Origin of the sequence: Methylophaga pinxianii, from assembly GCF_020447225.1 — a bacterium.
GTDB classification, from domain to species: Bacteria; Pseudomonadota; Gammaproteobacteria; order Nitrosococcales; family Methylophagaceae; genus Methylophaga; species Methylophaga pinxianii.
In genome coordinates, this window is sequence record NZ_JAJAEO010000156.1 from 12494 (window position 1) to 39437 (window position 26944).

Sequence of the window (26944 nt, forward strand, 5' to 3'; positions counted from 1 at the left end):
GATCAGATCAGGCTTGCGCCGGAATAATAGGGGTGTCAGTGGTTACATCCATATTCTGGGCCCGGTGACGTAAGACATGATCCATCAATACTAATGCCAGCATAGCTTCAGCAATCGGTGTTGCACGAATGCCGACGCAGGGATCGTGGCGACCGTGGGTAACGACCTCAATAGGTTCGCCTCTAGTGTTGATGCTACGACCAGGAATTCGCAGGCTGGAGGTAGGTTTCAGCGCCATGCTCACCAATAAATCCTGTCCACTGGAAATGCCACCCAAAGTGCCCCCAGCATGGTTACTTAAAAATCCCTCTGGTGTCAGTTCATCGCGATGCTCAGTTCCTTTTTGGGTCACCGACTCAAAACCTGCACCGATTTCCACGCCTTTTACTGCGTTAATGCTCATCATTGCATGAGCAATATCCGCATCCAGACGATCGAAAATCGGTTCACCCAAGCCGGGAGGTACATGACGAGCAATGACATTAATACGTGCTCCAATCGAGTTGCCTTCCTTACGTAAGGCATCCATGTAATCTTCCAGTTGACTCTCAATGTTGGGGTCCGGATTGAAAAATAAACTGTTTTCAATATGTGACCAATCCAGCGTTTCAGCTTTAATTGGACCTAATTGGCTCAAATACCCCTGAATCTCGATACCATAACGCTGTTTGAGGAATTTTTTGGCAATGCCTCCCGCAGCGACACGCATAGCGGTCTCACGTGCGGAAGAGCGACCACCACCACGGTAGTCACGTAACCCATATTTATGTTGATAGGCATAATCAGCGTGAGCCGGACGAAATTGCTCGGCGATATTGCCGTAATCTTTTGATCGTTGATCCACGTTTTCAATTAGTAAGCCAATCGGGGTTCCGGTAGTTTTACCTTCAAAAATTCCGGAAAGGATTTTGACTTGATCCGGTTCGCGACGTTGCGTCTCGTGGCGGCTTTTTCCGGGACGACGTCTATCCAGATCTCCTTGCAGATCCGCTTCAGACAAAGCCAATCCTGGAGGGCAACCATCGACAATACAACCCAAGGCTGTGCCATGGCTTTCACCAAACGTCGTGACTGTGAAAAGTTTTCCAAAACTGTTGCCTGACATAATCAAAATCCGAGTTAAACGATAAATAGAGTAGCAAATCCAAGAAAGGCCATAAATCCGACAACGTCCGTTACGGTGGTAAGTAGCACACTGCCCGACAATGCCGGGTCAATACCAATGCGTTTTAGTCCCAGTGGAATCAAGACTCCTGCAATTGCAGCGGCAGTCATATTAACAATTATGGCCGCGCCGATCATGATGCCGAGCAAAAAATTACCAAACCAAAGGTATGTGACAAAGGCGATGGTGATAGCCCAAATCGCACCATTGGCCATTCCGACCAGAAATTCTTTACGTAACAACCATCGCTGATTTTTGTCATTCAGTTGACCCAAAGCCATTGAGCGAATTACTAATGTCAGAGTTTGACTGCCGGCAATACCGCCCATACTCGCTACAATCGGCATCAAAACAGCTAATGCCACCAGTTTTTCAATGGTCGTATCAAACAGCCCGATCACCCACGCGGCTAAAAAAGCGGTTAACAGATTGATACCAAGCCAGACAGAGCGGCGATGAATGCTTTTTTTGACTGGCGCAAAAGTATCTTCGTCTTCGCTTAAGCCGGCCATGCTTAACAATGAATGTTCGGCTTCATCCCGAATAACGTCGACCACGTCATCAATAGTAATACGACCCAGCAGATGGTTGTCTTTATCTACAACGGGGGCGGAAATCAGATCGTGTTTTTCAAAACGATGCGCTACATCATGATCCGACATGTTGGCTGGTATGGGATCAACCTGATGAGACATCGCTTCGCGGACAGTGAGTGAACGACTTCGACTGACTACCTGTGATAAACGCAATGTGCCGAGATATTTATCCTGATGATCCACGACATACAAACTGTCAGTGTTTTCGGGCAATTCGCCATACATTCGTAAATAGCGCAATACCACTTCCAGTGTGATATCTGATCGTACGGTTACGACGTCGGTGTTCATCAAGCCACCGGCCGTATCCTCTTCAAACGCCAGAATAGCCTCTACTCGGCGCCGGCGTTGTGAATCCATGGCACGCAGTACTTCCTGCATGATATGGCCTGGTAAATCCTGCAGGATATCGACCACGTCATCGGTATCCAGATCTTCAGTCGCACTTAACAGATCCGCTGTATCCATACCGGTCATCAGCCCAGTACGAACATCTTCACCAATGTAAGAGAGCACTTCACCGCGTAATTCGGGATTAATGATCGGCCAGCAAACCTGCCGTTCAGCGGGGGGTAATGACTCCAGTAAATGCGCTGTTTCGGCTGGATGTAAGCTGGCTAATAAACGACGCATTCTGACGAAGCGTCCACTTTTCAGAGCCTCAGAAAAGGCATTCAGCGAGTGATTGAGACTGCGATGTTGGTCCAGCTCAGACATATCCGGCTCCAGAGGGCGTCGGTACTTGTAGGGGGAGGTTTTGCAGGCTATTTTAGCCTGCTTACCTAATGCTGGATAGTTTTAAATGTTGATAAACGGTTTATTCTCTATGCGGCAGTGGTGCTGAGAGCGTATTAGTAACTAATGGTGGATCGGAGCGTTAATTTGTTCCAATAGCATATCTGCTTCCAAAGCATCGGATACTTCCATAATGCTCAAGGTATTAGCGGGTAATAAACTCAAATCAGTTTCGTTAATGATTTGTTTTATTTCCAGTAACGCATTGGGATGCATGCTGAAATGTTCCAGTCCCATTGCCAGTAGCAGACGGGTATAGCGAGGATCGCCAGCCATCTCACCACACATTGATACGGGCACATTAAATTTTCGTCCCGCTTCTAAAGTCATATGGATCAGCCGTAACACAGCAGGATGCAAGGGATCGTATAAATAGTTCACGGTGTCATCGATGCGATCAATGGCCAGTGTATATTGAATTAAATCATTGGTGCCAATCGACAAAAAATCGACATGGCGGGCAAACATCTCCGCACAGACCGCGCTGGCCGGGATTTCAATCATGGCGCCAATTTCTATCTGGCGATCATATTCCAGGCCTTCTCTTTCCAGTTCCAGCTTGCATTGTTCCAGTAAATTGCGAGCTTGTAGCAACTCATGCATGGTTGAAATCATTGGGAACATGATTTTAATCTTGCCATAAGCCGAGGCTCGTAAAATGGCCCGCAATTGGGTACGGAACATGGCGGGTTGTGTCAGACAAAGACGAATGGCACGCAAACCTAATGCCGGATTGGTCACCACGGTTTGTGTAAGATGACGACCACCATCTACCGTTTTATCGGCACCCAAATCAAAGGTACGAATGGTCACAGGCTGATTATTCATGCCTTCTACTACATCACGATAGGCGGCCAGCTGCTCTTCTTCTTCAGGTGGCGCCAAGCGGTTCATGTAAAGAAACTCGGTTCGATAGAGACCTATACCCTGTGCTCCTGCATTACTGATGGTTGTAATGTCTTCGGGTAACTCTGCGTTTGCCAGTAGAGTGATGGTTTTTCCATCACGGGTACGCGTTGGCTGTGATTTATAGCGACTAAGCGATGAAATATGTTCATCAAAAGCAATGCGCCGTTGCTGATATTCCTTGAGTGTACCGTCATCTGCACCGGCAATCATGATACCGGCTTCACCATCCACAATCAGAGGTTCATTATCCTGCACATACCTGCGGACAGATTCCACACCGACAATCGCTGGAATCCCCAAGCTACGGGCAAGAATGGTGGTATGAGAGGTGGCGCCACCGTGTTCTGTTACAAAGGCTGCGATACCTTGATGTTGCATCAATACCGTATCGGCTGGCGTCAGGTCTTCAGCGATAATAATATGACCTTTAAGCCGGCCATCAGCGATTTCGTGATCGGCGACTTCCTGATCAGCTAGAATACGATGAATTCGATTCACCACATGATCCACATCGTCACGACGTGTTCTCAGATAGGGATCATCCATTTCATTGAAAACGTTGATCAAGGCATCACGTTGTAGTTGAAGCGCCCATTCCGCATTACAGCGACGTTGACGAATCATCTCAACTGGCACTTTGGTCAATGATGAATCATTGAGCATCAAAATATGCGTATCAATAAATGAGGTGACATCCGCAGGAGCGTTTGCCGGAATATGATTGCGTATGGATTTTAACTGCTGTTTGGCCTGCTCAATGGCATCCAGTAGCCGTTCGACTTCCTGCTCGATAGAAAATGCCGGAATGAGATATTCACGCACATCTGGCTGGTTATGAAACAGTATATGCGCCCGGCCGATAGCAATGCCTCGAGAAACGCCGATGCCTTGGAGCTCGAGCGTCATTGGCCTTCTCCAAAATAATTGGCAATCAATTCACCAATCGCTTTTATCGCCGATTCAGCATCATCACCTTTGGCGGTAACCTGAATTTCAGTGCCTTTGGCTGCTGCTAACATCATGACACCCATAATACTTTTTCCATTAACCTGGCGGCCATCACGTGAAACATGAATATCAGCATTAAACTCAGATGCCGTGGTGACAAATTTAGCTGCGGCGCGAGCATGCAGACCCAACCGGTTAATGATGGTGAATGTCTGTTCCTGTTTCATGGACGATACCCCGAGTGGTGACAACGTACAATACCTTCTTGACCGCCACTGACAGCCTTGTTTTCGAGTTCATCAAGACTTAAAGTCGGATAGTTTAAAACACGGATTAGCATGGGAAGATTAAGCCCTGAAACAATTCGAATATCTTCCCGATCAGATACTGCACAGGCAATATTACTCGGGGTTGAGCCAAACATATCAGTCAAAATTAAAATCCCATTCCCTTGGTCCAGACCTATCAGTTCACCATCAAGCTGTTTACGGATGGCATCTGGATTGTCTTTGACTTCGATCGAGATCACTTTTGTTGGCAATGGACAACAAGACAGCATTTGTCTGGCTGTGTTAATCAACTCAGTGCCGATGTGATTGTGTGAAACGATTAAAATACCTACGGTCATTTTGGTTCTCTTGGTCACCAGCAAAAGTCAGACTGGAAGGGTAATTTACCGCCAATGAATGTAATGGATATCGGTCTTTTAGGCAAATATCTGTTTCTAAAAAGCCATTTTTTGTCGTTGCCAGGATTGCATTTTTTGCAGATCGCATGCATGTACTTTTTGCATCGCAAGCCAGCTATCAATTCGGGTTTTTAATGACGCCGGGTTATTGAGGGATAAGGTCAATACGTCCAGTTTCTTGCCGAGAATGTATTTGCTGGAGCAATGAGAAGTCAAAGTGGCGGGAGAATCAGAATATTGCTTAAGTTCAATAGCGAAATCAGCAATCGTATGTGGCTGCCAATGCTGGTGACCGCATATTTGACGAATATCCATCAGACCTAATTCCCGTGTATGGAGAAGTCCAAAGAGTATTTTGGGACAATGCGCCATGAGATGGTCGTGTTGTAGAGCAAAATCTACTACATCATCGGCGATTAAACTCGCACCATGATGAATCAACTCCAGTGCCAGGCTACTTTTTCCGACGCCAGCCTCACCAAAGATAAAGATGCCTTTACCCTGATAATGAATCATGACGCCATGTTGGCTATCTATGTCTGATACAGACATAACATATTATTCTTCGTCGATAGACAGTAGTAATTCAAAAATATCGTCAGCGCTAGAGGCCTGACGAATACGTGTACAAATGTCTTCATCACGAAATAGGGTCACTAGACGTGAGAGATGCTGCAAATGATGCTCAGTATCTTCTTCTGGAACAAGTAATCCAAAAGCAATATCGATGGGTTTACCATCGGCAGATTCAAATTCTATGGGGTTCTCCAAGGTCAGCATGGCTGCAACTGTATGTGTCAGCCCCGGGACTCGGGCGTGGGGAATTGCCACGCCCTTGCCTAACCCGGTACTGCCTAAACGTTCACGTTCGAGCAGAACTTGAAAGATTTTTTCAGCTGTTGCTGCACTGGTGTTTGCTGCCAGCATACGACTGAGATTTTCGATCACTCGTTTTTTACTGGTAGCCTCATCGTGAAAACTGATGTTGTCGGCATTGACGAGTAGTGCAGCGATAAGCATGAAAAATGTCGCTCCTTAACTGGCGTTATGTTTTTGAATAGCACCATCAGCTTGATGATGATTGGTGATTTTATCTTTGTGCTTAATGATTTGTCGATCCAGTTTGGCAACCAGATTTTCGATAGCGGTATACATATTTTCCTGCTCATCAGAAGCAAATAAGTCGGCGCCACTGGCATGCACGGTCGCTTCAGCTTTCTGCCTTAACTTTTCGACGGATAGCACTACATGCACATTGGTCATGTGATCAAAATGACGAGTCAGCTTCTCGAATTTTTTATTGACGTGGTCCCGAAGGCTGTCAGTAATATCAATATGTTGTCCGCTTAGATTTAATTGCATAATGCATCACTCCTGTTGGTGGACTAAAACTGGCTTTACACCAGTCGCTTACGCTCATTTGAGGGCGCTATCGCTAAGGTTTCGCGGTACTTGGCAATGGTACGGCGAGCGACATTGATGCCCTGTTCTCCCAGAATATCAGCAATTTTACTGTCACTCAGGGGTTTTCTTGGATTTTCTGCGGCGACCAGTTTTTTGATGATCGCGCGAATGGCTGTTGCTGAACATTCTCCTCCGCTTTCTGTACCAACATGACTGGAGAAAAAGAATTTCAATTCAAATATGCCACGCGGTGTGTGCAGATATTTGCGCGTTGTTACTCGCGATATAGTGGATTCATGCATTTCAACGGTTTCAGCGATATCTGCCAAAACCAAGGGTTTCATCGCTTCTTCGCCATGGTCAAGAAAATCGCGTTGTCGTTCCACAATGGCTTGTGTGACTTTCAGCAGTGTTTCGTTTCGGCTTTGTAAACTTTTCAAAAACCAGCGGGCTTCCTGCAGGTTATTTTTCAGATAAGTATTTTCTTCACTACTATCCGCGCGATTAATCAACGATGCGTAGTGTTCAGCTATCTGGAGTTTAGGCGCATTGTCGGGATTCAGTGACAACTGCCATCTTCCATTGACTTTTATCGCATAAACATCAGGAACAATGTATTCGGTTTTGTCAGTTTGAATACTACTTCCCGGCCGCGGGTTCAGCAATTGAATTGAGCGCACCAGATCTGTTAACTCATCATCACTGACTTTTAGCGCTCGTTTGATCTGGGCGTAATCACGTTTAGCCAGCGTATCCAGATGCTTGTCAATTAGCTCAGTGAGTAATTCGATGTGCTTAAGCGCGACGGAGGATTCGTATAAACGCAATTGAATGAGCAGACATTCGCGCAGAGTCCGGGCTCCGACGCCCACCGGGTCGAAATGATGGATACGATGCAATACCGTTTCTATCTCATCAAGTTCAACTTCAGCAAACTCCTCACCAAGACTTTGCTGGATTTCTTCCAAGGTGGTTTTCAGGTAACCATCGTCTTCGATCGAGTCAATGATGGTTGTAGCTATGGCCTGCTCTGTTTCAGTAAAGGGAGTGAGGCGCATTTGCCAGAGTAAATGCTGTTGCAGGCTATCGCTGCTTTCATCCTGATTATCGCGTTCAAAATCGCTATCCCCGGAAGCGGAACCGGAACTGCTCAGACTTTGGGTATTGTCGTAAGTATCTTCCCATTTACTATCGACGGGAAGATCTTCAGGGATATCTGTGTTTTCTAATTCACTGATTTCGCGACTGCCATTGTCTTCGTCACGACGAGCAATACCAGGCTCGTCATAATCATAGTCTTCCTCGACTTCCAGGAGCGGATTGGTTTCGAGCGCTTCCTGAATTTCTGTCTGTAACTCCAACGACGATAATTGCAACAAACGGATCGCTTGCTGTAACTGAGGAGTCATCGAAAGGCTTTGGCCAATGCGTAGCTGTAATGAGGGTTTCACTTAGTGTTTTGTTTTAATGTTATGACCATGAGTTTATGTTACCGCAATCGTCGAGGCATTGCCTATACGTGTATCTAAAATAAAACGCAGATAAGTGCCTAGAGCGTGTTTATCTCTCAAACTCAATACTGCGTAAGCATTGATGACAACTAAGCCTGTTATCCGTATTACCGCAGCAGTATGTAATTTGATCTGTCGATCAGAGACGGATAGACAGGGGAGAGTAAATAATCTATGGATAAATAATCCAAAGACCTCTGTTTGAAGCCCGTAAATACAGGCTACGAGAATAATGATGAATGTGAGGGATTAGCGAATCAGCCCCAAACGCTCACATACGGTCAATACTGGCTGAGTTTTATTCATTGAATAGAAATGTAAGCCAGGCACGCCAAGTTTGATCAGTTTTTCAGTAAATTCGGTCAGATAATCTGTGGTAAATGCCTGCATGGAAGCAGTGTCATCATAAAACTCTTCAAGGCGTTTTTTGAGCCAGCGCGGAATTTCTGCTCCACAACCTGCGGAGAAACGCGCTAACTGTGAATAATTATTAATGGGCATGATGCCGGGAATAATGGGGATAGTGATGCCTTTCTGCAGGCAGCGATCGACAAAATATAGATACGAATCGATATTATAAAAGTACTGCGTAATGGCACTATCGGCGCCAGCATCGACTTTGCGTTTGAAATTGTCCAAATCCACTCCAGCATCCTGGGCCTGTGGATGAACTTCAGGATAGGCTGCCACTTCAATCGTAAAATGATTACCGGTTTCTTTGCGGATAAATTCCACCAGTTCATTTGCATAGCGAAAATCACCCGGTTCACGCGTCCCTGACGGCAAGTCGCCTCTTAAAGCAACCACGCGTGAAATATGATTATCGATATAGGTTTGTAAAATTGTGCGAATGCGTTCCTTGGATGACCCCACACAAGATAAATGTGGTGCTGCACCAATTCCTGTTTCATTAGCACGTTGCTGTATGGCGACAACGGCCTCAAGCGTATTATCTTGGGTCGACCCGCCGGCACCGAATGTGACGGAATAAAACTCGGGTTTTAATACCGCCAACTTTTCTTGAACGGCTAACAGATTCTGTGCGCCTTTTTCCGTCTTTGGAGGAAAAAACTCGCAACTGATAACAGGTTGTTTGGACATTATGCTTACTTCAGGTAAAAGAAAAAGGGCTAACTATACGTTAGCCCTGTTCAAATTTAATAACGGTAGTGTTCCGGTTTGTATGGACCATTCTGCTCAAGCCCCAGGTATTTGGCCTGTTCAGCATTTAATTCGGTCAGATTTGCGCCAATACGACCTAAGTGCAGTCGGGCTACTTTCTCATCCAAACGCTTTGGCAGCACATAGACTTTGTTTTCATAGTTTGCACTGTTATGCCACAGTTCGATTTGTGCCATTACCTGATTGGTGAAAGAGGCTGACATGACAAAACTTGGATGACCCGTTGCACAGCCCAGATTAACCAGTCGACCTTCGGCCAGCAAAATAATACGTTTGCCATCAGGGAAAATAACGTGGTCTACCTGAGGTTTGATGTTTTCCCATTCATAATTACGCAATGAAGCAACATCAATCTCATTATCAAAGTGACCGATATTACAAACGATCGCTTCATTTCGCATGGCGGCCATATGATCATGATTGATAACATTGATATTGCCGGTTGCTGTAACAAAGATATCGGCTTTATCAGCCACTTCATCCATAGTGACGATACGGTAACCTTCCATTGCAGCCTGTAAGGCACAAATCGGGTCAATTTCGGTGATCATAACGGTTGCGCCCATGCCGCGGAATGCCTGCGCACAGCCTTTGCCAACATCACCGTAACCCAATACCACACATATTTTTCCTGCAATCATGACATCGGTTGCACGCTTGATGCCATCGAGTAAGGATTCACGGCAACCATACAGATTGTCGAATTTTGATTTGGTCACTGAGTCGTTGACATTAATCGCCGGTACTTTTAAGGCACCCGCTTTCATCATTTCATACAGGCGATGAACACCAGTGGTGGTTTCTTCTGACAGCCCTTTTACATCTGACAATAACTCAGGGTAATCCTGATGCATCATCGTGGTTAAATCACCACCATCATCCAGAATCATATTCGGGCGCCAGCCATCAGCCCCTAAGATAGTTTGACGAATACACCAGATGGCTTCCTCTTCGGTTTCACCTTTCCAGGCAAAAACCGGAATGCCCTGATCAGCAATCGCCGCTGCAGCATGATCCTGGGTGGAAAAAATATTGCATGAAGACCAGCGCACTTCAGCACCTAATTCCACCAATGTTTCAATCAACACGGCAGTTTGGATGGTCATATGCAGACAACCTGCAATACGCGCACCTTTTAGCGGATACTGGCCGGCATATTCTTCACGTAACGCCATCAATCCAGGCATTTCGCTTTCGGCGATTTTGATTTCCTGATGGCCCCATTTCGCCAGACTGATGTCGGCGACTTTGTAATCTGGTTTTAAATTTTCTACTGCTGATTGCATGACAAATTCCTGTGTTAGTTGATTTTTGCTGCTTCACGTAAGACGGGAGCAAGATCAGTTCGTTCCCAGCTGAAGTCAGCATGTTCACGTCCAAAATGACCATAAGCGGCAGTTTGCTGATAAATAGGGCGTACTAAATCCAACATTTTGATAAGACCTACCGGGCGTAGATCAAAATGCTCACGTACTAATGCGACAAGCTTATCTTCAGCAATTTTGCCAGTACCAAATGTATCGACACTGATTGAGGTGGGTTCAGCTACACCAATGGCGTAGGAAACCTGAATCTCGCAGCGATCAGCGAGTCCAGCAGCAACAATATTTTTTGCAACATAGCGTCCAGCGTAAGCAGCACTGCGATCGACTTTAGATGGATCTTTACCGGAGAATGCTCCGCCGCCATGACGCGCCATGCCACCATAGGTATCAACAATGATTTTTCGACCAGTCAGACCACAATCTCCCACCGGGCCACCGATAATAAACTGGCCTGTAGGGTTGATATGGAAACGGGTGTTTTTAGTTAACCATTCAGCTGGAAGCGTCTGTTTGATGATGAGTTCCATCACGGCTTCTTTAAGATCTGACTGACTGATCTCCGGATTATGCTGGGTAGACAATACAACCGCGTCAATTCCGACCGGAACGCCGTCTTCGTATATAAATGTCACCTGGCTTTTGGCATCGGGACGTAACCAGGGTAATTCACCGCTTTTACGCACCTCCGCCTGGCGTTTAACAAGACGATGTGCATAGGTAATCGGAGCAGGCATAAGCACTTCGGTTTCATTACTGGCATAACCAAACATTAAGCCTTGATCACCTGCACCTTGATCTTCTTCTGTTTCGCGGTCCACACCCATAGCAATATCACCGGACTGTTTACCGATAACCGACATTACCCCACAGGTTTGTCCATCAAAACCGACTTCAGAACTGTTATAACCAATATCCGTGATGGTTTTGCGGACAATCTCTTCCAAGTCAACCCATGCACTGGTTGAAATCTCGCCAGCCACAATCGCAACGCCGGTTTTAATCAGCGTTTCGCAGGCAACACGGGCGTGAGGATCTTGGGTCAGGATAGCGTCTAAAACAGCGTCGGAAATTTGGTCTGCTACTTTATCTGGATGACCTTCTGAAACCGATTCAGAGGTAAAAAGATAAGCATTACTCATAGACAACTTCCTCATTAAAATTCAAATAAGGTAATGATAGTTAAACTATGGGAAAGTTCGGATGAAACGCCCATTACTACCAGTGACCTGCTAATAATGAACGCCGTTTGGAAATGTGAAATTGAATAAGCCTAGCAGAGTGCTCTCTGTCGCAGCGTTCCTTATTCAATGTCGCATATATTAATTCATAATGGAAAAATTACCAAGTTAAGCAGACTCGTTTAGATAACTAGCTGATGTCCATGATGTTTCAACCATCGGCGATGTTCTTTAAAATCAGGGTCGAATTGTTCAACCAAACTCCAGAATGCTTTGGAATGATTATGCTGTTGCAGATGACAAAGCTCGTGAATAATCACGTAATCAACAATAATTGGTGAAGCCTGAACAAGCTGCCAATTCAGCTGAATTTCCCCTCTGATATTGCAACTGCCCCAACGGGATTTATAACTTTTAATCTGGACATGTTTAGGAAACAGCTCGGTTTGTTGTGCAATTTGCTGTGTACGCGCGATTAGCAGTGTTTCTGCCTGACGTTTATACCATCTGACTAAAGCTTGTCTGATTTGAGTTGAGCTGACATGCTTCGGTGCCCGAATAATCAGCTTTTGTTGTTCTAATTTGATATGAACTCGCTGGCGTAAAGCTTCACCAACTATCTCCAATGGATAATACTCACCCATGAATGGTTGTAACTCACCCTGGATAAATTGTCGTTCCGGTGGACGCTGTTGATAATGTTGTAGTTTGTCTTCGATCCATTGCTGTTTGCGCATTACAAATTGTTTGGCCAGCCACAAGGGCATTAATTTGGGCAAATGCAGGCTGACCTTGCCATCTTGAATTTTGATAGCAATCGACTTTCTGCGGGCACTGCGAATGACCTGCAGCGGAATATCATTGATTTGAATAATGCTCATCGAATGACTTAAAAACGTATTAGCTGGGCATTCTAACGACTGATTTGCGAAAATGTCGGATTAAACAGGTTTTTTTTATGACTCTCACAGCTAATATTAAATTCGCACATCGCTTATCACTGGCACCAATGCTCGACTGGACTGATCGGGATTTTCGGTATTTATGCCGGCTGATATCCAAACACACGTTGCTTTATACCGAGATGATCACTACCGGCGCATTACTTCACGGCGATCACTCACGCTTTCTGGTACATGATGAAATGGAATATCCGATGGCTTTGCAGCTGGGAGGAAGTGAGCCTGAAGCATTAGCAAAATGTGCAAAATTAGGTGCTGAGTCTGGTTATCAGGAAATCAACCTCAATGTAGGCTGTCCGAGTGACCGTGTGCAGAATGGCCGTTTTGGTGCCTGCCTGATGGCTGAGCCCAGGTTGGTCGCCGAATGTGTGTCGGCAATGAAACAGGTTGTTGATATACCTATTACCGTAAAAACCCGTTTAGGCATTGATGAACATGATAACTATGCTTTTATCAAAGAGTTTGTAGACGCGGTTTATCAGGTTGAAGTCGATGCAGTGATTCTTCATGCCCGTAAAGCCTGGCTAAATGGCCTAAGCCCGAAAGAAAACCGTGATATTCCGCCACTTGAATACGACAAGGTGTATCAAATCAAGCAGGACTTTCCGGATTTGCATCTGGATATCAATGGTGGAATCCATACGCTGGATGAAGCCGAAAAGCATCTACAACAGCTTGATGGGGTGATGATGGGACGAGCGCTTTATCATCAGCCTTATATTCTGGCAGAAGCTGACAAACGAATTTTTAATGACAACCGTTTAATTCCTGGCCAGCACGAAATAGTCGAGCTGATGCTGCCGTATATTGACAAGCGTATGCGAGAGGGCAGACCTTTGAAATCCATCACTCGTCATATGCTCGGGTTGTTTCAAGGCTTGCCCGGTGCGCGTCGCTGGCGGCGCCATTTAAGCGAAAATGCGCATTTGTCCGGGGCGGGGATTGAAGTGGTTCGCGATGCGCTTAAGTTGATAGGTTGAGATTAATAAAAATCAATTCCTCAAACCAGTGCCTTTATGCAGCAGATACAGTGCATAGGTCGTTAGCGCAGCGATAAACAAAAGAATGATGGCAAAAGCCGCCGCTACCGGAATATCAGAAACTCCCAATAAGCCATAACGAAACGCATTGACCATATACAACACCGGATTCAGCATCGAAATGTTCTGCCAGAACTCCGGTAATAAGGATATCGAATAAAACACCCCACCCAAGTAGGTCAGTGGTGTCAGAACAAAGGTCGGAATGATCGATATTTCATCAAAGCTACGGGCATATAAGGCATTAATAAATCCGCCAAGTGCAAACATGATGGCACTGAGAAACACCATGCTGATGGTAATGCCGATATGCTGAACGGTCAGTTTAGTAAAAATTAGTGAAACCAGCGTCACAATGAGTCCGACAAAAAGACCCCGTGCAGCTCCGCCCGCCACATAACCGGCTAGAATAATATAGTTCGGCACGGGAGAGACCATCAGTTCTTCGATATGGTTTTGAAATTTAGCACTGAAAAACGAGGAGGCTACGTTGGAGTATGCGTTGTTGATGATGGCCATCATAATAATACCGGGAGCGATATATTCCATATAACTGAACCCATCCATTTCACCGATACGACTGCCAATCAAATTACCGAAAATGATGAAATATAACGTCATGGTAATGGCTGGCGGCAGTAAAGTTTGTGCCCAGATCCTCAGGAACCGTCTGATTTCACGGGTCACAATTGTTGAAAAAGCAATCCAGTGCAGTTGATAGCGATGGTTCATTCGGCAGACTCCGGACGTTCAACCAGGGTTAAAAATAATTCTTCCAGACGATTGACCTTGTTTTTCATGCTGCCCACTTTTATACCGCGTTTGGTTAATTCGCTGAATAAACCGTTGAGTCCCTCTTGACGATGCAGCTCCACTTCAATGGTGTTGGCATCAACCTGATGATAAGCAATACCGTTTAATATACTGCTGTCGGTTAAGGGTTCGAGTAAGTCGAGTACGAAGGTTTCTTTATCCAGACGGTTTAATAACGATTTCATATCGGTGTGTTCAACAATACGACCTTTGTCGATAATGGCTATATTACGACAGAGGTTTTCTGCTTCTTCCAGATAATGTGTGGTCAGAATGATAGTGGTACCACGCTGGTTGATTTCACGTAAAAACACCCACATTGAACGCCGTAACTCAATATCCACGCCAGCTGTGGGTTCGTCCAGTATCAGTAGCCGTGGATTGTGTACCAGCGCGCGAGCAATCATCAGTCTGCGTTTCATCCCGCCTGATAAAGAACGGGATGCGGTATGCCGCTTTTCCCATAAGCCTAATTGTTTCAATAAAGCATCGGCGCGAGGTTCGGCTTCTTTGGCGGGAACACCGTAATAACCCGCTTGAGTCACCAGTATGTGTTTTACCTGTTCAAAGCCATTAAAATTAAATTCCTGAGGCACCAGCCCGATATAACTTTTAGCCAGTTCCATTTGACTGTCCAGATCAGCATCAAAGATTTTCACGGAGCCACTGGATTTTGTCACCAGAGAGGTCAGTATGCTGATAGTGGTTGATTTACCTGCACCATTAGGGCCTAACAGCGCAAAGAAGTCACCTTCTTCAACAGTGAGGTTAATATCTTTTAGTGCTTCAAAGCCATTGCGATAGGTTTTATTCAGATGTTCGATGGTTAATGCTTTCACCGGAACCGCCTCAAGCAGATTTAAACGTACTAGATTATCATGCCACCCATGTCTGATGATATTTCCCCCACTATGAATAGTATTTCGCCACCATTGTCTGAAGCCGAGTTGATGCAGCGTTGCCAGCAAATCGCCGGTAAAACGGTAGGGCAACTGGCACAGCTCTGCCAAATTCCGGTTCCTGCTAATTTGCGGCGACACAAAGGGTGGCTGGGCAATTTATTAGAGCAGATTCTGGGCGCAGATGCGGGGAATCAGGCCGAACCGGATTTTGTTGCTTTAGGCGTTGAGCTAAAAACTATCCCTTTAAATAGTCGCGGTGAGCCTAAGGAATCTACCTATGTTTGCACCGTTTCGCCACGAGCTGCGGCAGAAACCCATTGGCAGACATGTTGGTTGCGTCGTAAACTGAATAAGGTTTTATGGTTGCCAATAGAAGCCGATAACGATATACCTTTAGTGGATCGATACATTGGACAAGCTATTTTATGGCAACCTTCAAAACAACAAGAGATGACGCTGCAACAAGATTGGGAAGAATTAATGGAAATAATGATCGCAGAAGGTGCTGTAACAGCCAAACTGGGACGTTATTTACAGATAAGACCCAAGGCTGCAAATAGTCGGGTAATTACCCGTCAAATAGGTCATGACGGGGAGGTAGAGTGGCATCACCCATGCGGTTTTTACCTTCGAACAAGTTTTACGCAACAAATTCTGTCAGGGAAAGCTTGCTGTTAATGTTCAGCAACAGGCAGAATGCACATTAGATAAAAGGATTGGCTAAGTGCAAAAACTCAATGCTTTAGTAGTAGACGCATCTACTGAATTCAGGAATAAAGCCCGTGCGCTATTGTCGGCTGCCGGTTTTGAAGTGGACCTGGCTGAAACAGGCTATCAAGGTCTCGAACATGCTCAACAAACCCGCTACCGCTTAGTCTGTTGCAGTGATGATCTGCCCGATATCGCTGGTAGTGAATTCTGTGGTCAATTGCGTGCAATTAATGGTTATGATTTTGCCGCCGTATTGGTCATGACTGAAAGTGATAATTCCCGGATCCTGAAACAGGCCCTTTTGGCCGGCGCCACCGATATTTTCAGCAAACATGATGAGTCCGAGTTAGGCATTTATGTACAACGCCTGGCCCAACGTGAAACCCGCCAATTATCTGGCCGGGTACTGTTTATCGAAGACTCCAGAGTATTACAGACAATTATTATCGATCTGCTGACCGATATGGGTTTGGATGTTGATGCCTATACCTTTGCTGAAGAAGCCTGGGATGCTTTCAGCGGTGGAGATTATGATCTGGTTATTACCGATATCATGCTGGAAGGCAGTATGAGTGGAATTACCCTGGTCCGAAAGATCCGTCGTTTGCGTGAGGACTATGGCAATGTGCCAATCATTGCGACTTCTGGTTTTGATAATGTGTCCCGTAAGATTGAGTTATTTCATCTTGGTGTCAATGATTTTGTCTCCAAACCGATTGTTCGGGAAGAGCTAAGACAACGGGTCTTTAACCATATAACCAGCTATCAGAATTTTCGTGAACTGAGAGCCCAGCAAAATTCATTATGCAGTTTGGCGATGCTTGATGAATTGACTCAATTATTTAACCGACATGCCTTAAGAGAATTTGCAGGGAAATACTTGAGTGAAGCCTATCGTTTCAAGCGTGATTTGGCGATGGCCGTCATCGACCTGGATCATTTCCGGGCGATAAACGAGCAATATGGTTTTGTGCGCGGGGATAATTTGCTGGCGGAGTTAGGTAACTGGCTAAAGCGGCATGTGCGTGATGTCGATATGATTGCCAGATGGTCAGGAGAAGAGTTTGTATTATTACTACCCGGATGTGATGAACAGGCCGCCACAGCTTTGATGACGAGAATGCAGAAGCGTTTGGCAAGATTCAAGCCGGCCAGCATCGGAATCACTATAAGTGTGGGGATCGCCACTTTGCGTCATGATAAGCAAGATACATTAAATAGCTTGTTTGAAATGGCCGATCGTGCGATGTATCAGGCGAAAATGGCAGGTCGAAATTGTGTGCGGGTCTATCGTGCAACCTCTGATCAAGCTGTTAGTGAAACTCAGGAATAAGTGGCTGCAAACTCAATACATTGTTGTTGAGTTAACATAAAGATTCCATGGCCGCCGAGTTCAAGTTCCAACCATAAAAAATGAGTTTCCGGCCATCTCTCATCAACAGCCAGATCGCTATTACCCACTTCCACAAACAATAACCCTTGTGGTGTTAGAAATTGTGCGGCTCCGATAATAATCTGTTCAACCAGCGCCAGTCCGTTATCATTCGCTCGCAATGCATGGTCAGGCTCATGGTGGTATTCGGCAGGCAACATAGCCATTTCACTATCACCCACATAAGGTGGATTGCTGATAATCAAATCATATTGACGTGAGGCGTTTAATTCAGCCCATAAATCTGATTGAATCAGTGTGAGTTCATCACCAAGCAAATGTTTATTTTTATTGATTTGAGCAACGCTCAGAGCATCCTCGCTGATATCGACTGCATCCACTTCAGCCCCTTCAAATGCCATGGCGAGGGCTATAGCAATACACGCGCTTCCGGTGCACATATCGAGAATTCGACCCACCGAACTTGCATTCTGCAACCACGGGCTAAATTGACTATCAATCAGTTCGGCAAATGGAGAGCGGGGGATAAGGACACGTTCATCCACATAGAAGGGAAGACCGGCAAACCAGGCTTCGTGTGTCAGATAGGGAACGGGTACACGCTCCTCAATCCTGCGTTTCACTAAACTGAGCAAATAGTGTTTTTCACCATGACAAAGCCGGGCATCCAGAAATATTTCCGGCAATTCAGTGACGGGAAGCTTCAGACTATGCAGAATCAGCTGCGTCGCCTCGTTAAACGCATCATTATTACCGTGACCAAAGAACAGCCTCGCCTCCTCAAAGCGCGAGGTTGTCCAGCGGAGAAAGTCGCGGAGCGTACTGAGTTCAGCCTCAGCGGCTTGATAATCAGTCGCCATTAATGAGTGGTGATATCAACGAAATGTCCGGCTATTGCTGCGGCTGCAGCCATTGCTGGGCTCACCAGATGGGTACGTCCCCCCTGACCTTGTCGACCTTCAAAATTACGGTTAGAGGTTGATGCACAATGTTCACCTGCTTCAAGACGATCAGCGTTCATTGCCAAACACATTGAACAACCTGGATCGCGCCACTCAAACCCGGCTTCGACAAAAATTTTGTCCAAACCTTCCTGTTCAGCTTGTTGCTTTACCAAACCAGATCCTGGAACAACCATAGCTTGTTTCACTGTCGCAGCAACTTTGCCTCCTTTAATCGCTGCCGCAGCTTCTCGCAGATCTTCAATTCTCGAATTGGTACAAGAACCGATAAATATTCTATCCAAGCGAATATCCTGAACTGGCTGATTGGCATTCAAGCCCATATATTTCAGAGCTTTCAGCATACCATTACGTTTAACGGTATCATTTTCCGCCGCCGGATCTGGAATATTGGCATCAACCGGCACAACCATTTCGGGTGAGGTACCCCAAGTGACTTGCGGTTTGATTTTACTTGCATCCAAAGTCACTACATTATCAAATTGCGCATCGTCATCGCTATGCAACTCGCGCCAGGATTTGACCGCCTTTTCCCAATTTTCACCTTTGGGTGCAAATGGACGATCTTTTAAGTAATTAATAGTGGTGTCATCTACAGCGATCATTCCAGCTCGGGCACCCGCTTCAATCGTCATATTACAAACGGTCATTCGGCCTTCCATGGAGAGAGCCTGAATGGCTTCGCCGGCAAATTCTATTGCATAGCCTGTACCGCCGGCCGTCCCGATTTCACCAATAATGGCTAAAACAATATCTTTTGCAGTAATGCCTGGATTGACATGGCCTTCTACTTTTACCAACATATTTTTGGATTTACGTTGGATAAGGCATTGTGTCGCCATTACATGCTCGACTTCGGATGTGCCAATGCCAAATGCCAAGGCGCCAAAAGCACCATGAGTAGAGGTATGAGAATCACCACACACCACAGTCATTCCAGGTAATGTCGCACCTTGTTCCGGACCGACAACATGCACTATACCTTGTCGTAAATCATTCAAACCAAATTCTGTAATGCCATATTGCGCGCAATTTTGATCAAGAGTTTCTACTTGCAGTCTTGAAATTGGGTCTGCAATACCAAGTTCACGATGATTGGTGGGCACATTATGATCTGGTGTCGCTAGAATGGAGTTTAATCGATAGGGGATTCTGCCCGCCAGACGCAAGCCTTCAAAGGCCTGTGGTGAGGTGACTTCGTGAACCAGATGGCGATCAATATAAATTAAGGCAGTACCATCTTGTTCACTACGAACAACATGTTGATCCCATAATTTGTCATAAAGTGTTTTAGCTGACATACATCTCAAACCAGAGTGATTTAAATAGTCAATCATTATACCGTGTTGAGATGCGATGCCCTAGGGGCAGTTAATTTTTAAGAGGTGTTACATTAGAGCCTGATTGTCGATCTGATAGATAGGTGAATGGCAGATAAAAAAAACGGGCAATCCGTAGATTACCCGTTTTGTTTTATTGCTAAGGAAAGTGGTTATTCCATATTAGCGTGTCTATATCTCATTTCTTCTTCTGGAATACCTTTCTCATGAATTAAATGAGAAACAATGGCTTCCAGGAAAATCAATGTGGACAATTCAAACATGGTACCCATCGGCATGCCCTTGGTAGGTGCAAAGCTGTCATCAGTACCGATTTGAATTGTTTTATCTGCGAGATCACCAATCGTTGAACTGGATTTTGAACAAATCAAAACCACTTTTGCATTCTCAGATTTAGCCTTATTCGCAAATGAAACCAGCTGTGTTGTTTCCCCAGAACCCGAGATAACGATTAATAAATCGCCTTCACGGATGCTAGGGGTGCTGATTTCACCTTGAACATAGACAGTATAACCACTATGCATCAGCCTCATACCCAAGAAGTTTCCGACCAGTCTTGAACGGCCTGCGCCAGTGATGAAGATGCGTTTGGCATCATCACACATAGCAACAAACTCAGCTTCAAGTGAACTGTCAGTAGATTTCAGGATATCAGTGATTTTGTTTATAACTAGATCACGATGCATTGTCATTTTACTAATCCTTATGCTGCGTCAACCAATGCACGCAGTTCTTTAGCAGATTCAGCTGGAGAAGGAGCGCCATAGATAGCTGCACCAACAACAACGATATCAGCACCAGCACGAACAGTGCTTTGGATGGTGTCTTTGTTGATACCACCAGCTACAGAAACTTTAACATTCAGACCCAGACCAGCGATGGTTTTCAGATCTTCGAATGGAGTTTGACCTGCAGCTTGTGCGTCCAGACCAGTGTGAACACCGATGATGTGCGCGCCGTTAGCAGCCGCTTCTTTAGCAACAGCTGCTTTATCTTCAACACCGATCAAATCGATTTGAGCTTCAGCATTGTTTGCGTTTGCAGCTTTGATAACACCTTTCATGGTAGCCATATCAGAAGCACCCAGAACAGTAGTGATATCACCACCAGCTTCAAAGAAAGGAGTTGCTTCGTATTCACCAGCATCCATAGTTTTCAGGTCAACCAGAATTTTTTTGTCTGGGTGTGCAGCTTTCAGAGCTTTAACTAATTTCAGACCGTTGTATTTGATGCAAGGTGTACCGATTTCCAGAATATCGACGTAAGGAGCGACTTGTTCAGCCAGCGCCATAGTTGCGTCAAAATCCAATGAATCCAGAGCCATTTGAATTTCAGCCATGTTATTTTACTCCTAAGATTTTAAAAAAATTATTGTCACGCTTTGATAATGCGAGCGGGACTATAGTTCAGAATTTGGCGGCAAGTCAATTGAGCCAAAATCTGTTGAATCAGGTTGCGGAGATAAATCCACAACCTGACAGCAGATTGCTAATCAAGAATTAGCTTTCCAGATTTGCCAGACGTGAAGCCAGCAGTTCTTCCAATGTTTCCAATGCTTTTGCAAAACCATCAATACCTTCAGACAGTTTTTCTGCGGCCATGCGGTTTTCTGCATGCATGGCATCGAAAGTGGCTTTGTCTAAATTCAGTTTAGCAACATCAGATTTAGCTGCGACTTCTGGAGACAGTTTACGCTCCAGAGTGCCTTCTGTGTTTTGTAATTCATCCAGCAGAGCTGGTGAAATGGTCAGCAGGTCAACACCTGCCAATTCAGTGATTTCACCAACGTTACGGAAGCTTGCGCCCATAACTTCAGTGTTGTAACCAAATTTTTTGTAGTAGCTGTAGATTTCAGTAACAGACAATACACCTGGATCTTCATGAGCTTCATATGAATCACGGCCAGTATCTTTTTTGTACCAATCAAGGATACGACCTACAAATGGAGAAATCAGCGTAATGCCATTTTCTGCACAAGCTACGGCTTGATGCAGACCGAACAATAATGTCAGGTTTGTGTGAATACCTTCTTTTTCAAGAACTGCAGCTGCTTGAATACCTTCCCAAGTTGCGGCAATTTTGATCAAGATGCGATCACGAGAAACACCTGCTGCTTCGTACTGAGCTATCAGGTCACGGCCTTTGGCGATGGTTGCTTCTGTGTCATAAGAAAGACGCGCATCAACTTCTGTAGAAACGCGACCTGGAATAATTTCCAGAATTTTCAGACCAAAAGAAACGGCCAAACGGTCAAACGCTAAAGAGACAACTTCGGATGCAGGTGCATCGGCACCCAGTGATTGACGGGCTGCTTTCAAAGTATCATCAACGATACCTTGATATTGCGGCATCTGCGCCGCAGCAGTAATCAATGATGGGTTAGTCGTTGCGTCGCGAGGAGTGTACTTTTCAATTGCTTGAATATCACCGGTATCAGCAACAACGACGGTCATTTGCTTTAATTGATCAAGTAAATTCGCCATTTTCTTACCTTTATGAGTTAGTTTGTAGAGCTATTGAGCTTAAGTAAAATTTGTCTGCGATATGCACGACTACTTTAAGTAGTTGCAATCATCCCTGATAGATAAAACAGGGGCTCGCTAGTTAGGTTGTATTAAGCTTTACTGCGAATATAACGTTCAACACCAGTTAATGGTGCTGCATTAGCCTTGCTACGAATATATTTTTCAACACCTGTCATCGGTTTATTTGAAGACAGTTGGTTGCGAATATATTTTTCAACGCCAGTTAATTTCGAACCACCGTTTGATTGGGCACGGATATAACGCTCTACACCCGTTAGTCCATCATTCGCTTTTTTCGATGCTGGAGCTGCCGCTTTCGTTTCTGGTTTGCAGCAACTATCGCTGTCTGATGAGAACAAGCCTTTGAAAAAGCTGCAGATTGAAGCAAAAAAACCTTTATCACTCATGAGTATACCCCTGTTACATTCTTAACCCCATCTGCCCAACATGATGAGGTTGGTGCAACGGGTAAATTACTATTTTAGATTCTTTGTGGCAAGCCAGTAGGCTCAGACGTAGGATTATAATCACGCTCTGATGTTTTTGACCAATTTATCTTCATGGTCAACAACTTACTATTTGCTTAATAAGCACACTAAAATCGGATGAGTCAGTAAAGCTTAAAAAAAACGAGTGGCACTGGGCCACTCGTTTTGATTTGCGCTACTGTTTATTCTGCTTACGCAGCATCAACCAATGCGCGCAGTTCTTTAGCAGATTCTGCTGGTGACGGTGCGCCATAGATAGCGGCACCAACAACAACGATAGTTGCGCCAGCTTGAATTGTTTTTTGGATGGTATCTTTGTTCAGACCACCAGCAACAGAAATACGAACACCCAGGTTCAGAGATGCGATTGCTTGTAAATCAGCAAATGGTGTTTGACCTGCAGCTTGTGCGTCCAGACCAGTGTGAACACCGATGATTTGCGCACCATTTTTGGCCGCTTCAGTCGCAACAGCTTTTTTGTCTTTAACGCTGATTAAGTCAATTTGAGCTTCTGCATTATTTGCGTTGGCTGCTTTGATAACGCCGCCCATTGTGGCTTTGTCAGAAACACCCAGAACGGTACAAATATCAGCACCCGCTTCGTAGAAAGGAGTTGCTTCGTATTCACCAGCATCCATTGTTTTCAGGTCAACCAGAATCAGGTTGTTAGGGAATTTGGTTTTCAGGGCAGTAACGATTTCCAAGCCATTGTATTTGATGCAAGGAGTACCGACTTCCAGAATATCGACATATGGGGCAACCTGTTCTGCCAATGCCAAAGTTTGATCGAAGTCCAGAGAATCCAGAGCCATTTGGATAAGTGCTTTTGCCATGCTGACATGCTCCTAATAATTGATTTAATTTGTAGTTTTACGTTGAAAATACGCTCGCAGACTATAAAGCACTATGTTCATTTCTGTCAATTTTTCCGGTTTTTTAACGATTTTCGCGTTCAATCATAACTGGACAGTCTATTTTGTTCTGTGCGAGGCTTTTCGCAGTTTCACTTAATGTAAATTATTTGATAAGCGGGTAATCATGCAAACAATCAATAACCTGGGCGGTTTTATCATCGATATGGATGGTGTGTTGTGGCACGGCAATAAGCCGCTGCCGGGATTAATAGAATTTTTTTCTACTTTGCGTGAGCTCAAGATACCTTTTGTGCTCGCGACAAATAATGCGAGTCTGACACAGCAGCAATATCTCACAAAACTGGCCAATATGGGCGTAGAGGTTTGTGCGGAGGAGATCTTAACTTCGAGCATGGCTACTGCGTGCTACCTTAAAGAAAACCTGCCTACGTCCAAACGGCGAGTATTTGTGATTGGAGAATCTGGTCTTACGGAACCATTACAGCAACAAGGTTTTGAAATAACGTCGACCTACTATCCGGCTGATCCTCAGGCAACTACAGAGAATATCTGGGCCGATATTGTGGTTTCCGGACTGGATAGAAAATTAGACTGGAATAAATTAGCCACGGCAACATTGAACCTTCGAGCTGGGGCAGAATTTTATGCCACGAATGCGGATACGACTTTACCCACAGAGCTTGGCGAAGTCATGGGAAATGGTGGTGTTTTAGCGGCATTAACGGCGGTAACCGGAGTGAAGCCGATTGTTATCGGCAAGCCAGAACCTATTCTATATCAGCAGGCTTTTGAAATTCTGGGAACAGATAAACACAATACTATCGCAATTGGTGATCGACTCAACACCGATATATTAGGTGCCGTTAATGCCGGTATGCGCAGTATTATGGTGTTAACCGGAGTGTCATCCGAAGCGGATTTGGCAGATATCGATTATCGTCCAGACTGGATTTTTCAGGATATTCAGGAAATCACCCGTTTATTAAAGCAATAGTTCATTTGAAGGGATCGATAAAATGAAAAAAATAATTAACGACGTAGATAACTTACTTGATGAAAGCCTTAACGGCTTTGCCAAAGCACATCAGGATATTGTGTCACTGCAACACCAGCCTACATTTGTGCATCGCTCCGCATTTTCTGCAAAGCCAAAAGTGGCGCTGATTTCTGGCGGGGGCTCCGGACACGAACCCTTGCACACAGGTTTAGTTGGTAAAGGCATGTTGGATGCCGCTTGCCCGGGACAAATCTTTACCTCACCGACGCCGGATCAAATGCTGGCCGCTGCGCAATCAGTGGAAAATGGTGCTGGCGTGTTATTTATTGTTAAAAATTATGCGGGCGATGTGATGAACTTTGAAATCGCCGCAGAAATGCTGGAGTGTCAGCATGAAACAGTATTGGTAAAAGATGATGTGTCCTTGCCCGAAACACATAGTACAGGACGCCGCGGTGTTGCCGGTACCTTGATTGTTGAAAAGATCGTAGGAGCCGCAGCAGAACAGGGTAAAGAGCTGAGTCAATGTAAAAGTCTGGGCGATCGTGTTGCCAAAAATACAGCCTCCATGGGGTTTGCGTTAACCAGCTGTACCGTTCCAGCAGCTGGTCGTCCCACTTTTGAGCTCAACGACAATGAAATTGAAATGGGGGTGGGTATACACGGTGAACGCGGGCGCGAACCGATGACAATGAACTCTGCTGAAGAGCTGGTTCAACATATTACGACTGCAATTGATAAAGAATTAAATCCTCAACCGGGTCAACAGGTGCTATTGCATGTGAATGGGTTTGGTGCGACGCCGTTGATGGAGCTTTATCTGGTGTTCGATCTGGCCGCTAAATTCTGGGAAGCAAAGGGTGTTGAAATCAAACGCTCGTTGGTGGGTAACTACACAACATCTCTTGATATGGCTGGTTGCTCAGTGACATTGACCTTGCTGGATGAAGAAATGCTCATGCTGTGGGATGCTCCCGTACATACCGCAGCACTTCGCTGGGGCTGTTAGTTTTTAATTAATCGACATGGATGTCGCTGTGGTTTGAGCTTTTATTAGTGATCCGCAGATTACGCAGATGGACGCAGATTATGCAAAAGGATATGCAAACATACGAAATTATCGGTGCGGCAATGAGAGTACATAAGTCACTCGGCCCAGGTTTTCTCGAACCTGTATATCAAGAAGCATTGGAGATTGAGTTTCAGGAGAAGCATTCCCTATGAACGAGAAAAATGTCTACCAATAATCTATAACGAGAGACCACTTAAAACGACTTATAAAGCAGATTTTGTATGTTTTGGGTCAATCATCGTTGAATTGAAAGCATTGCAAAAATTATCAGGGAATGAAGAAGCTCAAGTCATCAACTATCTTAAAGCCTCGCAATTAAACAAGGCATTACTATTAAATTTTGGTGCAAGGAGTTTGCAGTACCAAAGGTTGGTTTTAAATCTGCGCTAATCTGCGTAATCTGCGGATAAACCTCTACTAAAACTTTGTGTCTTTGTGGTTAATGATTTTTAATAATCACATCGGCAATAGCACACAACATCAGCTGGCTGGTGCGAGCACCGGCATCAATATGTCCCCGGGCGCGTTCACCCAAAAATGACGCACGGCCTTTGGTGGCGAGCATATCTTTAGTTGATTCCATTCCGTCAACCGCGGCTTTTTTCATATTTTCCAACGCAACCGATAATTCTGCATCATTGCTAACACTTTGTTGCAAACTGATCGCAGCCGGAATTAATGCATCCAGCATGGTTTTTTCACCAATATCGGCTTTCCCTCTGGCTTTAATGGACTCAACTCCAGCTGTAAATATCTCAGTCAGGTTCATTAAATTTACCGGTTTATCTTTTGCTGCTTTGCCCATTGTCACAAACATGGAGCCAAATAAAGATCCTGATGCGCCGCCCATGGTAGACATCAAGGTCATACCAATCTTGCTCAACGCGGCCGAAAACTCGAGTTGCTCCAACTCTTCACTGTTTTTCAGCAAAGCTTCAATGCCACGTTGCAAGTTAATTAGATGGTCCCCATCGCCAATCGCCTGATCCAATTGAGCAATTTCATCAGCATGATTATCTATTTTGTTTTTGATTGCTTGGATGAAAGGTAAAAGAGAAAGATTGCCGTGGGACATAAATACCTCAAAAAATCATTAAACCTGCACTCTACATTAGCGTAAATAATCTGCATTTTTTCAGGACGGGTCAACTGCAAAAAAAAAA

28 protein-coding genes, 1 pseudogene and 1 riboswitch are annotated in these 26944 nt (G+C 45.0%); of the genes and pseudogenes, 6 read left to right on the plus strand and 23 right to left on the minus strand.

The window, feature by feature from the left end:
- Positions 1 to 7: 7 nt before the first annotated feature.
- The 13 genes from aroC to LGT40_RS04955 form a co-directional block, all read right to left on the minus strand.
- Complete coding sequence (aroC, locus tag LGT40_RS04895; RefSeq protein WP_226071454.1) at positions 8 to 1105, minus strand: chorismate synthase; 1098 nt, start codon at positions 1103 to 1105, stop codon at positions 8 to 10.
- 14 nt (positions 1106 to 1119) lie between these two features.
- Positions 1120 to 2478, minus strand: a complete 1359-nt coding sequence (gene mgtE / locus LGT40_RS04900; protein ID WP_226071456.1) for a magnesium transporter — start codon at positions 2476 to 2478, stop codon at positions 1120 to 1122.
- 141 nt (positions 2479 to 2619) lie between these two features.
- The gene (ptsP, locus tag LGT40_RS04905; protein WP_226071458.1) at positions 2620 to 4371 is read right to left on the minus strand and encodes a phosphoenolpyruvate--protein phosphotransferase; all 1752 of its coding nucleotides are present in this window, start codon (positions 4369 to 4371) and stop codon (positions 2620 to 2622) included.
- Positions 4368 to 4640 (minus strand): HPr family phosphocarrier protein, encoded by a 273-nt coding sequence (locus tag LGT40_RS04910; RefSeq protein WP_226071459.1) that lies wholly within the window; start codon positions 4638 to 4640, stop codon positions 4368 to 4370. Before LGT40_RS04910 ends, ptsP begins: the two co-directional genes overlap by 4 nt.
- Positions 4637 to 5041 (minus strand): PTS sugar transporter subunit IIA, encoded by a 405-nt coding sequence (locus tag LGT40_RS04915; RefSeq protein ID WP_226071461.1) that lies wholly within the window; start codon positions 5039 to 5041, stop codon positions 4637 to 4639. The genes LGT40_RS04910 and LGT40_RS04915 overlap by 4 nt, the downstream gene beginning before the upstream one ends.
- Positions 5042 to 5137: 96 nt before the next feature.
- On the minus strand, positions 5138 to 5653 hold the full coding sequence (locus LGT40_RS04920; protein WP_226071463.1) for a hypothetical protein: 516 nt from the start codon (positions 5651 to 5653) through the stop codon (positions 5138 to 5140).
- A gap of 6 nt (positions 5654 to 5659) precedes the next feature.
- Positions 5660 to 6121 (minus strand): PTS sugar transporter subunit IIA, encoded by a 462-nt coding sequence (locus LGT40_RS04925; RefSeq protein WP_226071464.1) that lies wholly within the window; start codon positions 6119 to 6121, stop codon positions 5660 to 5662.
- A gap of 15 nt (positions 6122 to 6136) precedes the next feature.
- Complete coding sequence (hpf, locus tag LGT40_RS04930) at positions 6137 to 6463, minus strand: ribosome hibernation-promoting factor, HPF/YfiA family (protein ID WP_069296314.1); 327 nt, start codon at positions 6461 to 6463, stop codon at positions 6137 to 6139.
- A gap of 35 nt (positions 6464 to 6498) precedes the next feature.
- Positions 6499 to 7956, minus strand: a complete 1458-nt coding sequence (locus LGT40_RS04935) for an RNA polymerase factor sigma-54 (protein ID WP_226071465.1) — start codon at positions 7954 to 7956, stop codon at positions 6499 to 6501.
- A gap of 309 nt (positions 7957 to 8265) precedes the next feature.
- The gene (gene metF, locus LGT40_RS04940) at positions 8266 to 9117 is read right to left on the minus strand and encodes a methylenetetrahydrofolate reductase [NAD(P)H] (RefSeq protein ID WP_226071466.1); all 852 of its coding nucleotides are present in this window, start codon (positions 9115 to 9117) and stop codon (positions 8266 to 8268) included.
- Positions 9118 to 9173: 56 nt separating this feature from the next.
- Positions 9174 to 10484: an adenosylhomocysteinase gene (gene ahcY, locus LGT40_RS04945; RefSeq protein ID WP_226071467.1), complete on the minus strand. Its 1311-nt coding sequence runs from the start codon at positions 10482 to 10484 to the stop codon at positions 9174 to 9176.
- A 14-nt stretch (positions 10485 to 10498) separates the two neighbouring features.
- Positions 10499 to 11662: a methionine adenosyltransferase gene (gene metK / locus LGT40_RS04950; RefSeq protein WP_226071468.1), complete on the minus strand. Its 1164-nt coding sequence runs from the start codon at positions 11660 to 11662 to the stop codon at positions 10499 to 10501.
- A 91-nt stretch (positions 11663 to 11753) separates the two neighbouring features.
- A riboswitch (S-adenosyl-L-homocysteine riboswitch) is annotated at positions 11754 to 11831 on the minus strand.
- A 52-nt stretch (positions 11832 to 11883) separates the two neighbouring features.
- Positions 11884 to 12582 (minus strand): M48 family metallopeptidase, encoded by a 699-nt coding sequence (locus LGT40_RS04955; protein WP_226071469.1) that lies wholly within the window; start codon positions 12580 to 12582, stop codon positions 11884 to 11886.
- A 77-nt stretch (positions 12583 to 12659) separates the two neighbouring features.
- Here LGT40_RS04955 and dusA point away from each other — a divergent pair, with 77 nt between their 5' ends.
- Positions 12660 to 13643: a tRNA dihydrouridine(20/20a) synthase DusA gene (gene dusA, locus LGT40_RS04960; RefSeq protein WP_226071471.1), complete on the plus strand. Its 984-nt coding sequence runs from the start codon at positions 12660 to 12662 to the stop codon at positions 13641 to 13643.
- Positions 13644 to 13655: 12 nt separating this feature from the next.
- On the opposite strand, the gene LGT40_RS04965 is transcribed toward dusA, so the two are convergent.
- The gene (locus LGT40_RS04965) at positions 13656 to 14435 is read right to left on the minus strand and encodes an ABC transporter permease (RefSeq protein WP_226071473.1); all 780 of its coding nucleotides are present in this window, start codon (positions 14433 to 14435) and stop codon (positions 13656 to 13658) included.
- On the minus strand, positions 14432 to 15355 hold the full coding sequence (locus tag LGT40_RS04970) for an ABC transporter ATP-binding protein (protein WP_226071475.1): 924 nt from the start codon (positions 15353 to 15355) through the stop codon (positions 14432 to 14434). Before LGT40_RS04970 ends, LGT40_RS04965 begins: the two co-directional genes overlap by 4 nt.
- Before the next feature lie 48 nt (positions 15356 to 15403).
- Here LGT40_RS04970 and mutH point away from each other — a divergent pair, with 48 nt between their 5' ends.
- Positions 15404 to 16096 (plus strand): DNA mismatch repair endonuclease MutH, encoded by a 693-nt coding sequence (gene mutH / locus LGT40_RS04975; protein WP_226071477.1) that lies wholly within the window; start codon positions 15404 to 15406, stop codon positions 16094 to 16096.
- Positions 16097 to 16142: 46 nt separating this feature from the next.
- Entirely contained in the window at positions 16143 to 17462 is a 1320-nt protein-coding gene (locus LGT40_RS16345; protein WP_226071478.1) for a diguanylate cyclase domain-containing protein, read from the plus strand.
- Here LGT40_RS16345 and prmB read toward each other — a convergent pair.
- From prmB to hxlA (LGT40_RS05015), 7 genes are all read right to left on the minus strand, one after another.
- Positions 17453 to 18382: a 50S ribosomal protein L3 N(5)-glutamine methyltransferase gene (gene prmB / locus LGT40_RS04985; RefSeq protein WP_226071479.1), complete on the minus strand. Its 930-nt coding sequence runs from the start codon at positions 18380 to 18382 to the stop codon at positions 17453 to 17455. The genes LGT40_RS16345 and prmB overlap by 10 nt on opposite strands.
- Positions 18382 to 19785, minus strand: coding sequence for a 3-isopropylmalate dehydratase large subunit (gene leuC / locus LGT40_RS04990; RefSeq protein ID WP_226071480.1), 1404 nt, complete (start codon positions 19783 to 19785; stop codon positions 18382 to 18384). The genes prmB and leuC overlap by 1 nt, the downstream gene beginning before the upstream one ends.
- Positions 19786 to 19976: 191 nt before the next feature.
- Positions 19977 to 20516 (minus strand): 6-phospho-3-hexuloisomerase, encoded by a 540-nt coding sequence (gene hxlB / locus LGT40_RS04995; protein ID WP_226071481.1) that lies wholly within the window; start codon positions 20514 to 20516, stop codon positions 19977 to 19979.
- An 11-nt stretch (positions 20517 to 20527) separates the two neighbouring features.
- Positions 20528 to 21163 carry a 3-hexulose-6-phosphate synthase gene (hxlA, locus tag LGT40_RS05000; protein WP_069296299.1) on the minus strand — a complete coding sequence of 212 codons (636 nt, stop codon included), beginning with the start codon at positions 21161 to 21163 and terminating at the stop codon, positions 20528 to 20530.
- 160 nt (positions 21164 to 21323) lie between these two features.
- On the minus strand, positions 21324 to 22307 hold the full coding sequence (locus LGT40_RS05005) for a transaldolase (protein ID WP_226071482.1): 984 nt from the start codon (positions 22305 to 22307) through the stop codon (positions 21324 to 21326).
- 131 nt (positions 22308 to 22438) lie between these two features.
- Positions 22439 to 22756 carry a hypothetical protein gene (locus LGT40_RS05010; RefSeq protein ID WP_226071483.1) on the minus strand — a complete coding sequence of 106 codons (318 nt, stop codon included), beginning with the start codon at positions 22754 to 22756 and terminating at the stop codon, positions 22439 to 22441.
- Between the two features lie 272 nt (positions 22757 to 23028).
- Positions 23029 to 23670, minus strand: a complete 642-nt coding sequence (gene hxlA, locus LGT40_RS05015) for a 3-hexulose-6-phosphate synthase (RefSeq protein ID WP_226071485.1) — start codon at positions 23668 to 23670, stop codon at positions 23029 to 23031.
- Between the two features lie 205 nt (positions 23671 to 23875).
- On the opposite strand from hxlA (LGT40_RS05015), the gene LGT40_RS05020 reads away from it, so the two are divergent.
- The 3 genes and pseudogenes from LGT40_RS05020 to LGT40_RS16565 all read left to right on the plus strand — a co-directional run bounded on the left by LGT40_RS05020 (position 23876) and on the right by LGT40_RS16565 (position 26171).
- On the plus strand, positions 23876 to 24706 hold the full coding sequence (locus LGT40_RS05020) for an HAD-IIA family hydrolase (RefSeq protein WP_226071486.1): 831 nt from the start codon (positions 23876 to 23878) through the stop codon (positions 24704 to 24706).
- Positions 24707 to 24728: 22 nt separating this feature from the next.
- Positions 24729 to 25718, plus strand: a complete 990-nt coding sequence (gene dhaK / locus LGT40_RS05025) for a dihydroxyacetone kinase subunit DhaK (RefSeq protein ID WP_226071487.1) — start codon at positions 24729 to 24731, stop codon at positions 25716 to 25718.
- A 92-nt stretch (positions 25719 to 25810) separates the two neighbouring features.
- Positions 25811 to 26171: pseudogene (locus tag LGT40_RS16565) on the plus strand (GxxExxY protein).
- A 49-nt stretch (positions 26172 to 26220) separates the two neighbouring features.
- On the opposite strand, the gene dhaL reads toward LGT40_RS16565, so the two are convergent.
- Positions 26221 to 26856: a dihydroxyacetone kinase subunit DhaL gene (gene dhaL, locus LGT40_RS05035; RefSeq protein WP_226071488.1), complete on the minus strand. Its 636-nt coding sequence runs from the start codon at positions 26854 to 26856 to the stop codon at positions 26221 to 26223.
- Positions 26857 to 26944: the final 88 nt, after the last annotated feature.

Bases quoted from the DNA above. Each gene is read 5' to 3' on its own strand.
- aroC (WP_226071454.1), bottom strand. From the start codon at position 1,105: ATGTCAGGCAACAGTTTTGGAAAACTTTTCACAGTCACGACGTTTGGT.
- mgtE (WP_226071456.1), bottom strand. From the start codon at position 2,478: ATGTCTGAGCTGGACCAACATCGCAGTCTCAATCACTCGCTGAATGCC.
- ptsP (WP_226071458.1), bottom strand. From the start codon at position 4,371: ATGACGCTCGAGCTCCAAGGCATCGGCGTTTCTCGAGGCATTGCTATC.
- LGT40_RS04910 (WP_226071459.1), bottom strand. From the start codon at position 4,640: ATGAAACAGGAACAGACATTCACCATCATTAACCGGTTGGGTCTGCAT.
- LGT40_RS04915 (WP_226071461.1), bottom strand. From the start codon at position 5,041: ATGACCGTAGGTATTTTAATCGTTTCACACAATCACATCGGCACTGAG.
- LGT40_RS04920 (WP_226071463.1), bottom strand. From the start codon at position 5,653: ATGTCTGTATCAGACATAGATAGCCAACATGGCGTCATGATTCATTAT.
- LGT40_RS04925 (WP_226071464.1), bottom strand. From the start codon at position 6,121: ATGCTTATCGCTGCACTACTCGTCAATGCCGACAACATCAGTTTTCAC.
- hpf (WP_069296314.1), bottom strand. From the start codon at position 6,463: ATGCAATTAAATCTAAGCGGACAACATATTGATATTACTGACAGCCTT.
- metF (WP_226071466.1), bottom strand. From the start codon at position 9,117: ATGTCCAAACAACCTGTTATCAGTTGCGAGTTTTTTCCTCCAAAGACG.
- ahcY (WP_226071467.1), bottom strand. From the start codon at position 10,484: ATGCAATCAGCAGTAGAAAATTTAAAACCAGATTACAAAGTCGCCGAC.
- metK (WP_226071468.1), bottom strand. From the start codon at position 11,662: ATGAGTAATGCTTATCTTTTTACCTCTGAATCGGTTTCAGAAGGTCAT.
- LGT40_RS04955 (WP_226071469.1), bottom strand. From the start codon at position 12,582: ATGAGCATTATTCAAATCAATGATATTCCGCTGCAGGTCATTCGCAGT.
- dusA (WP_226071471.1), top strand. From the start codon at position 12,660: ATGACTCTCACAGCTAATATTAAATTCGCACATCGCTTATCACTGGCA.
- LGT40_RS04965 (WP_226071473.1), bottom strand. From the start codon at position 14,435: ATGAACCATCGCTATCAACTGCACTGGATTGCTTTTTCAACAATTGTG.
- mutH (WP_226071477.1), top strand. From the start codon at position 15,404: ATGTCTGATGATATTTCCCCCACTATGAATAGTATTTCGCCACCATTG.
- prmB (WP_226071479.1), bottom strand. From the start codon at position 18,382: ATGGCGACTGATTATCAAGCCGCTGAGGCTGAACTCAGTACGCTCCGC.
- leuC (WP_226071480.1), bottom strand. From the start codon at position 19,785: ATGTCAGCTAAAACACTTTATGACAAATTATGGGATCAACATGTTGTT.
- hxlB (WP_226071481.1), bottom strand. From the start codon at position 20,516: ATGACAATGCATCGTGATCTAGTTATAAACAAAATCACTGATATCCTG.
- hxlA (WP_069296299.1), bottom strand. From the start codon at position 21,163: ATGGCTGAAATTCAAATGGCTCTGGATTCATTGGATTTTGACGCAACT.
- LGT40_RS05005 (WP_226071482.1), bottom strand. From the start codon at position 22,307: ATGGCGAATTTACTTGATCAATTAAAGCAAATGACCGTCGTTGTTGCT.
- LGT40_RS05010 (WP_226071483.1), bottom strand. From the start codon at position 22,756: ATGAGTGATAAAGGTTTTTTTGCTTCAATCTGCAGCTTTTTCAAAGGC.
- hxlA (WP_226071485.1), bottom strand. From the start codon at position 23,670: ATGGCAAAAGCACTTATCCAAATGGCTCTGGATTCTCTGGACTTCGAT.
- LGT40_RS05020 (WP_226071486.1), top strand. From the start codon at position 23,876: ATGCAAACAATCAATAACCTGGGCGGTTTTATCATCGATATGGATGGT.
- dhaK (WP_226071487.1), top strand. From the start codon at position 24,729: ATGAAAAAAATAATTAACGACGTAGATAACTTACTTGATGAAAGCCTT.
- dhaL (WP_226071488.1), bottom strand. From the start codon at position 26,856: ATGTCCCACGGCAATCTTTCTCTTTTACCTTTCATCCAAGCAATCAAA.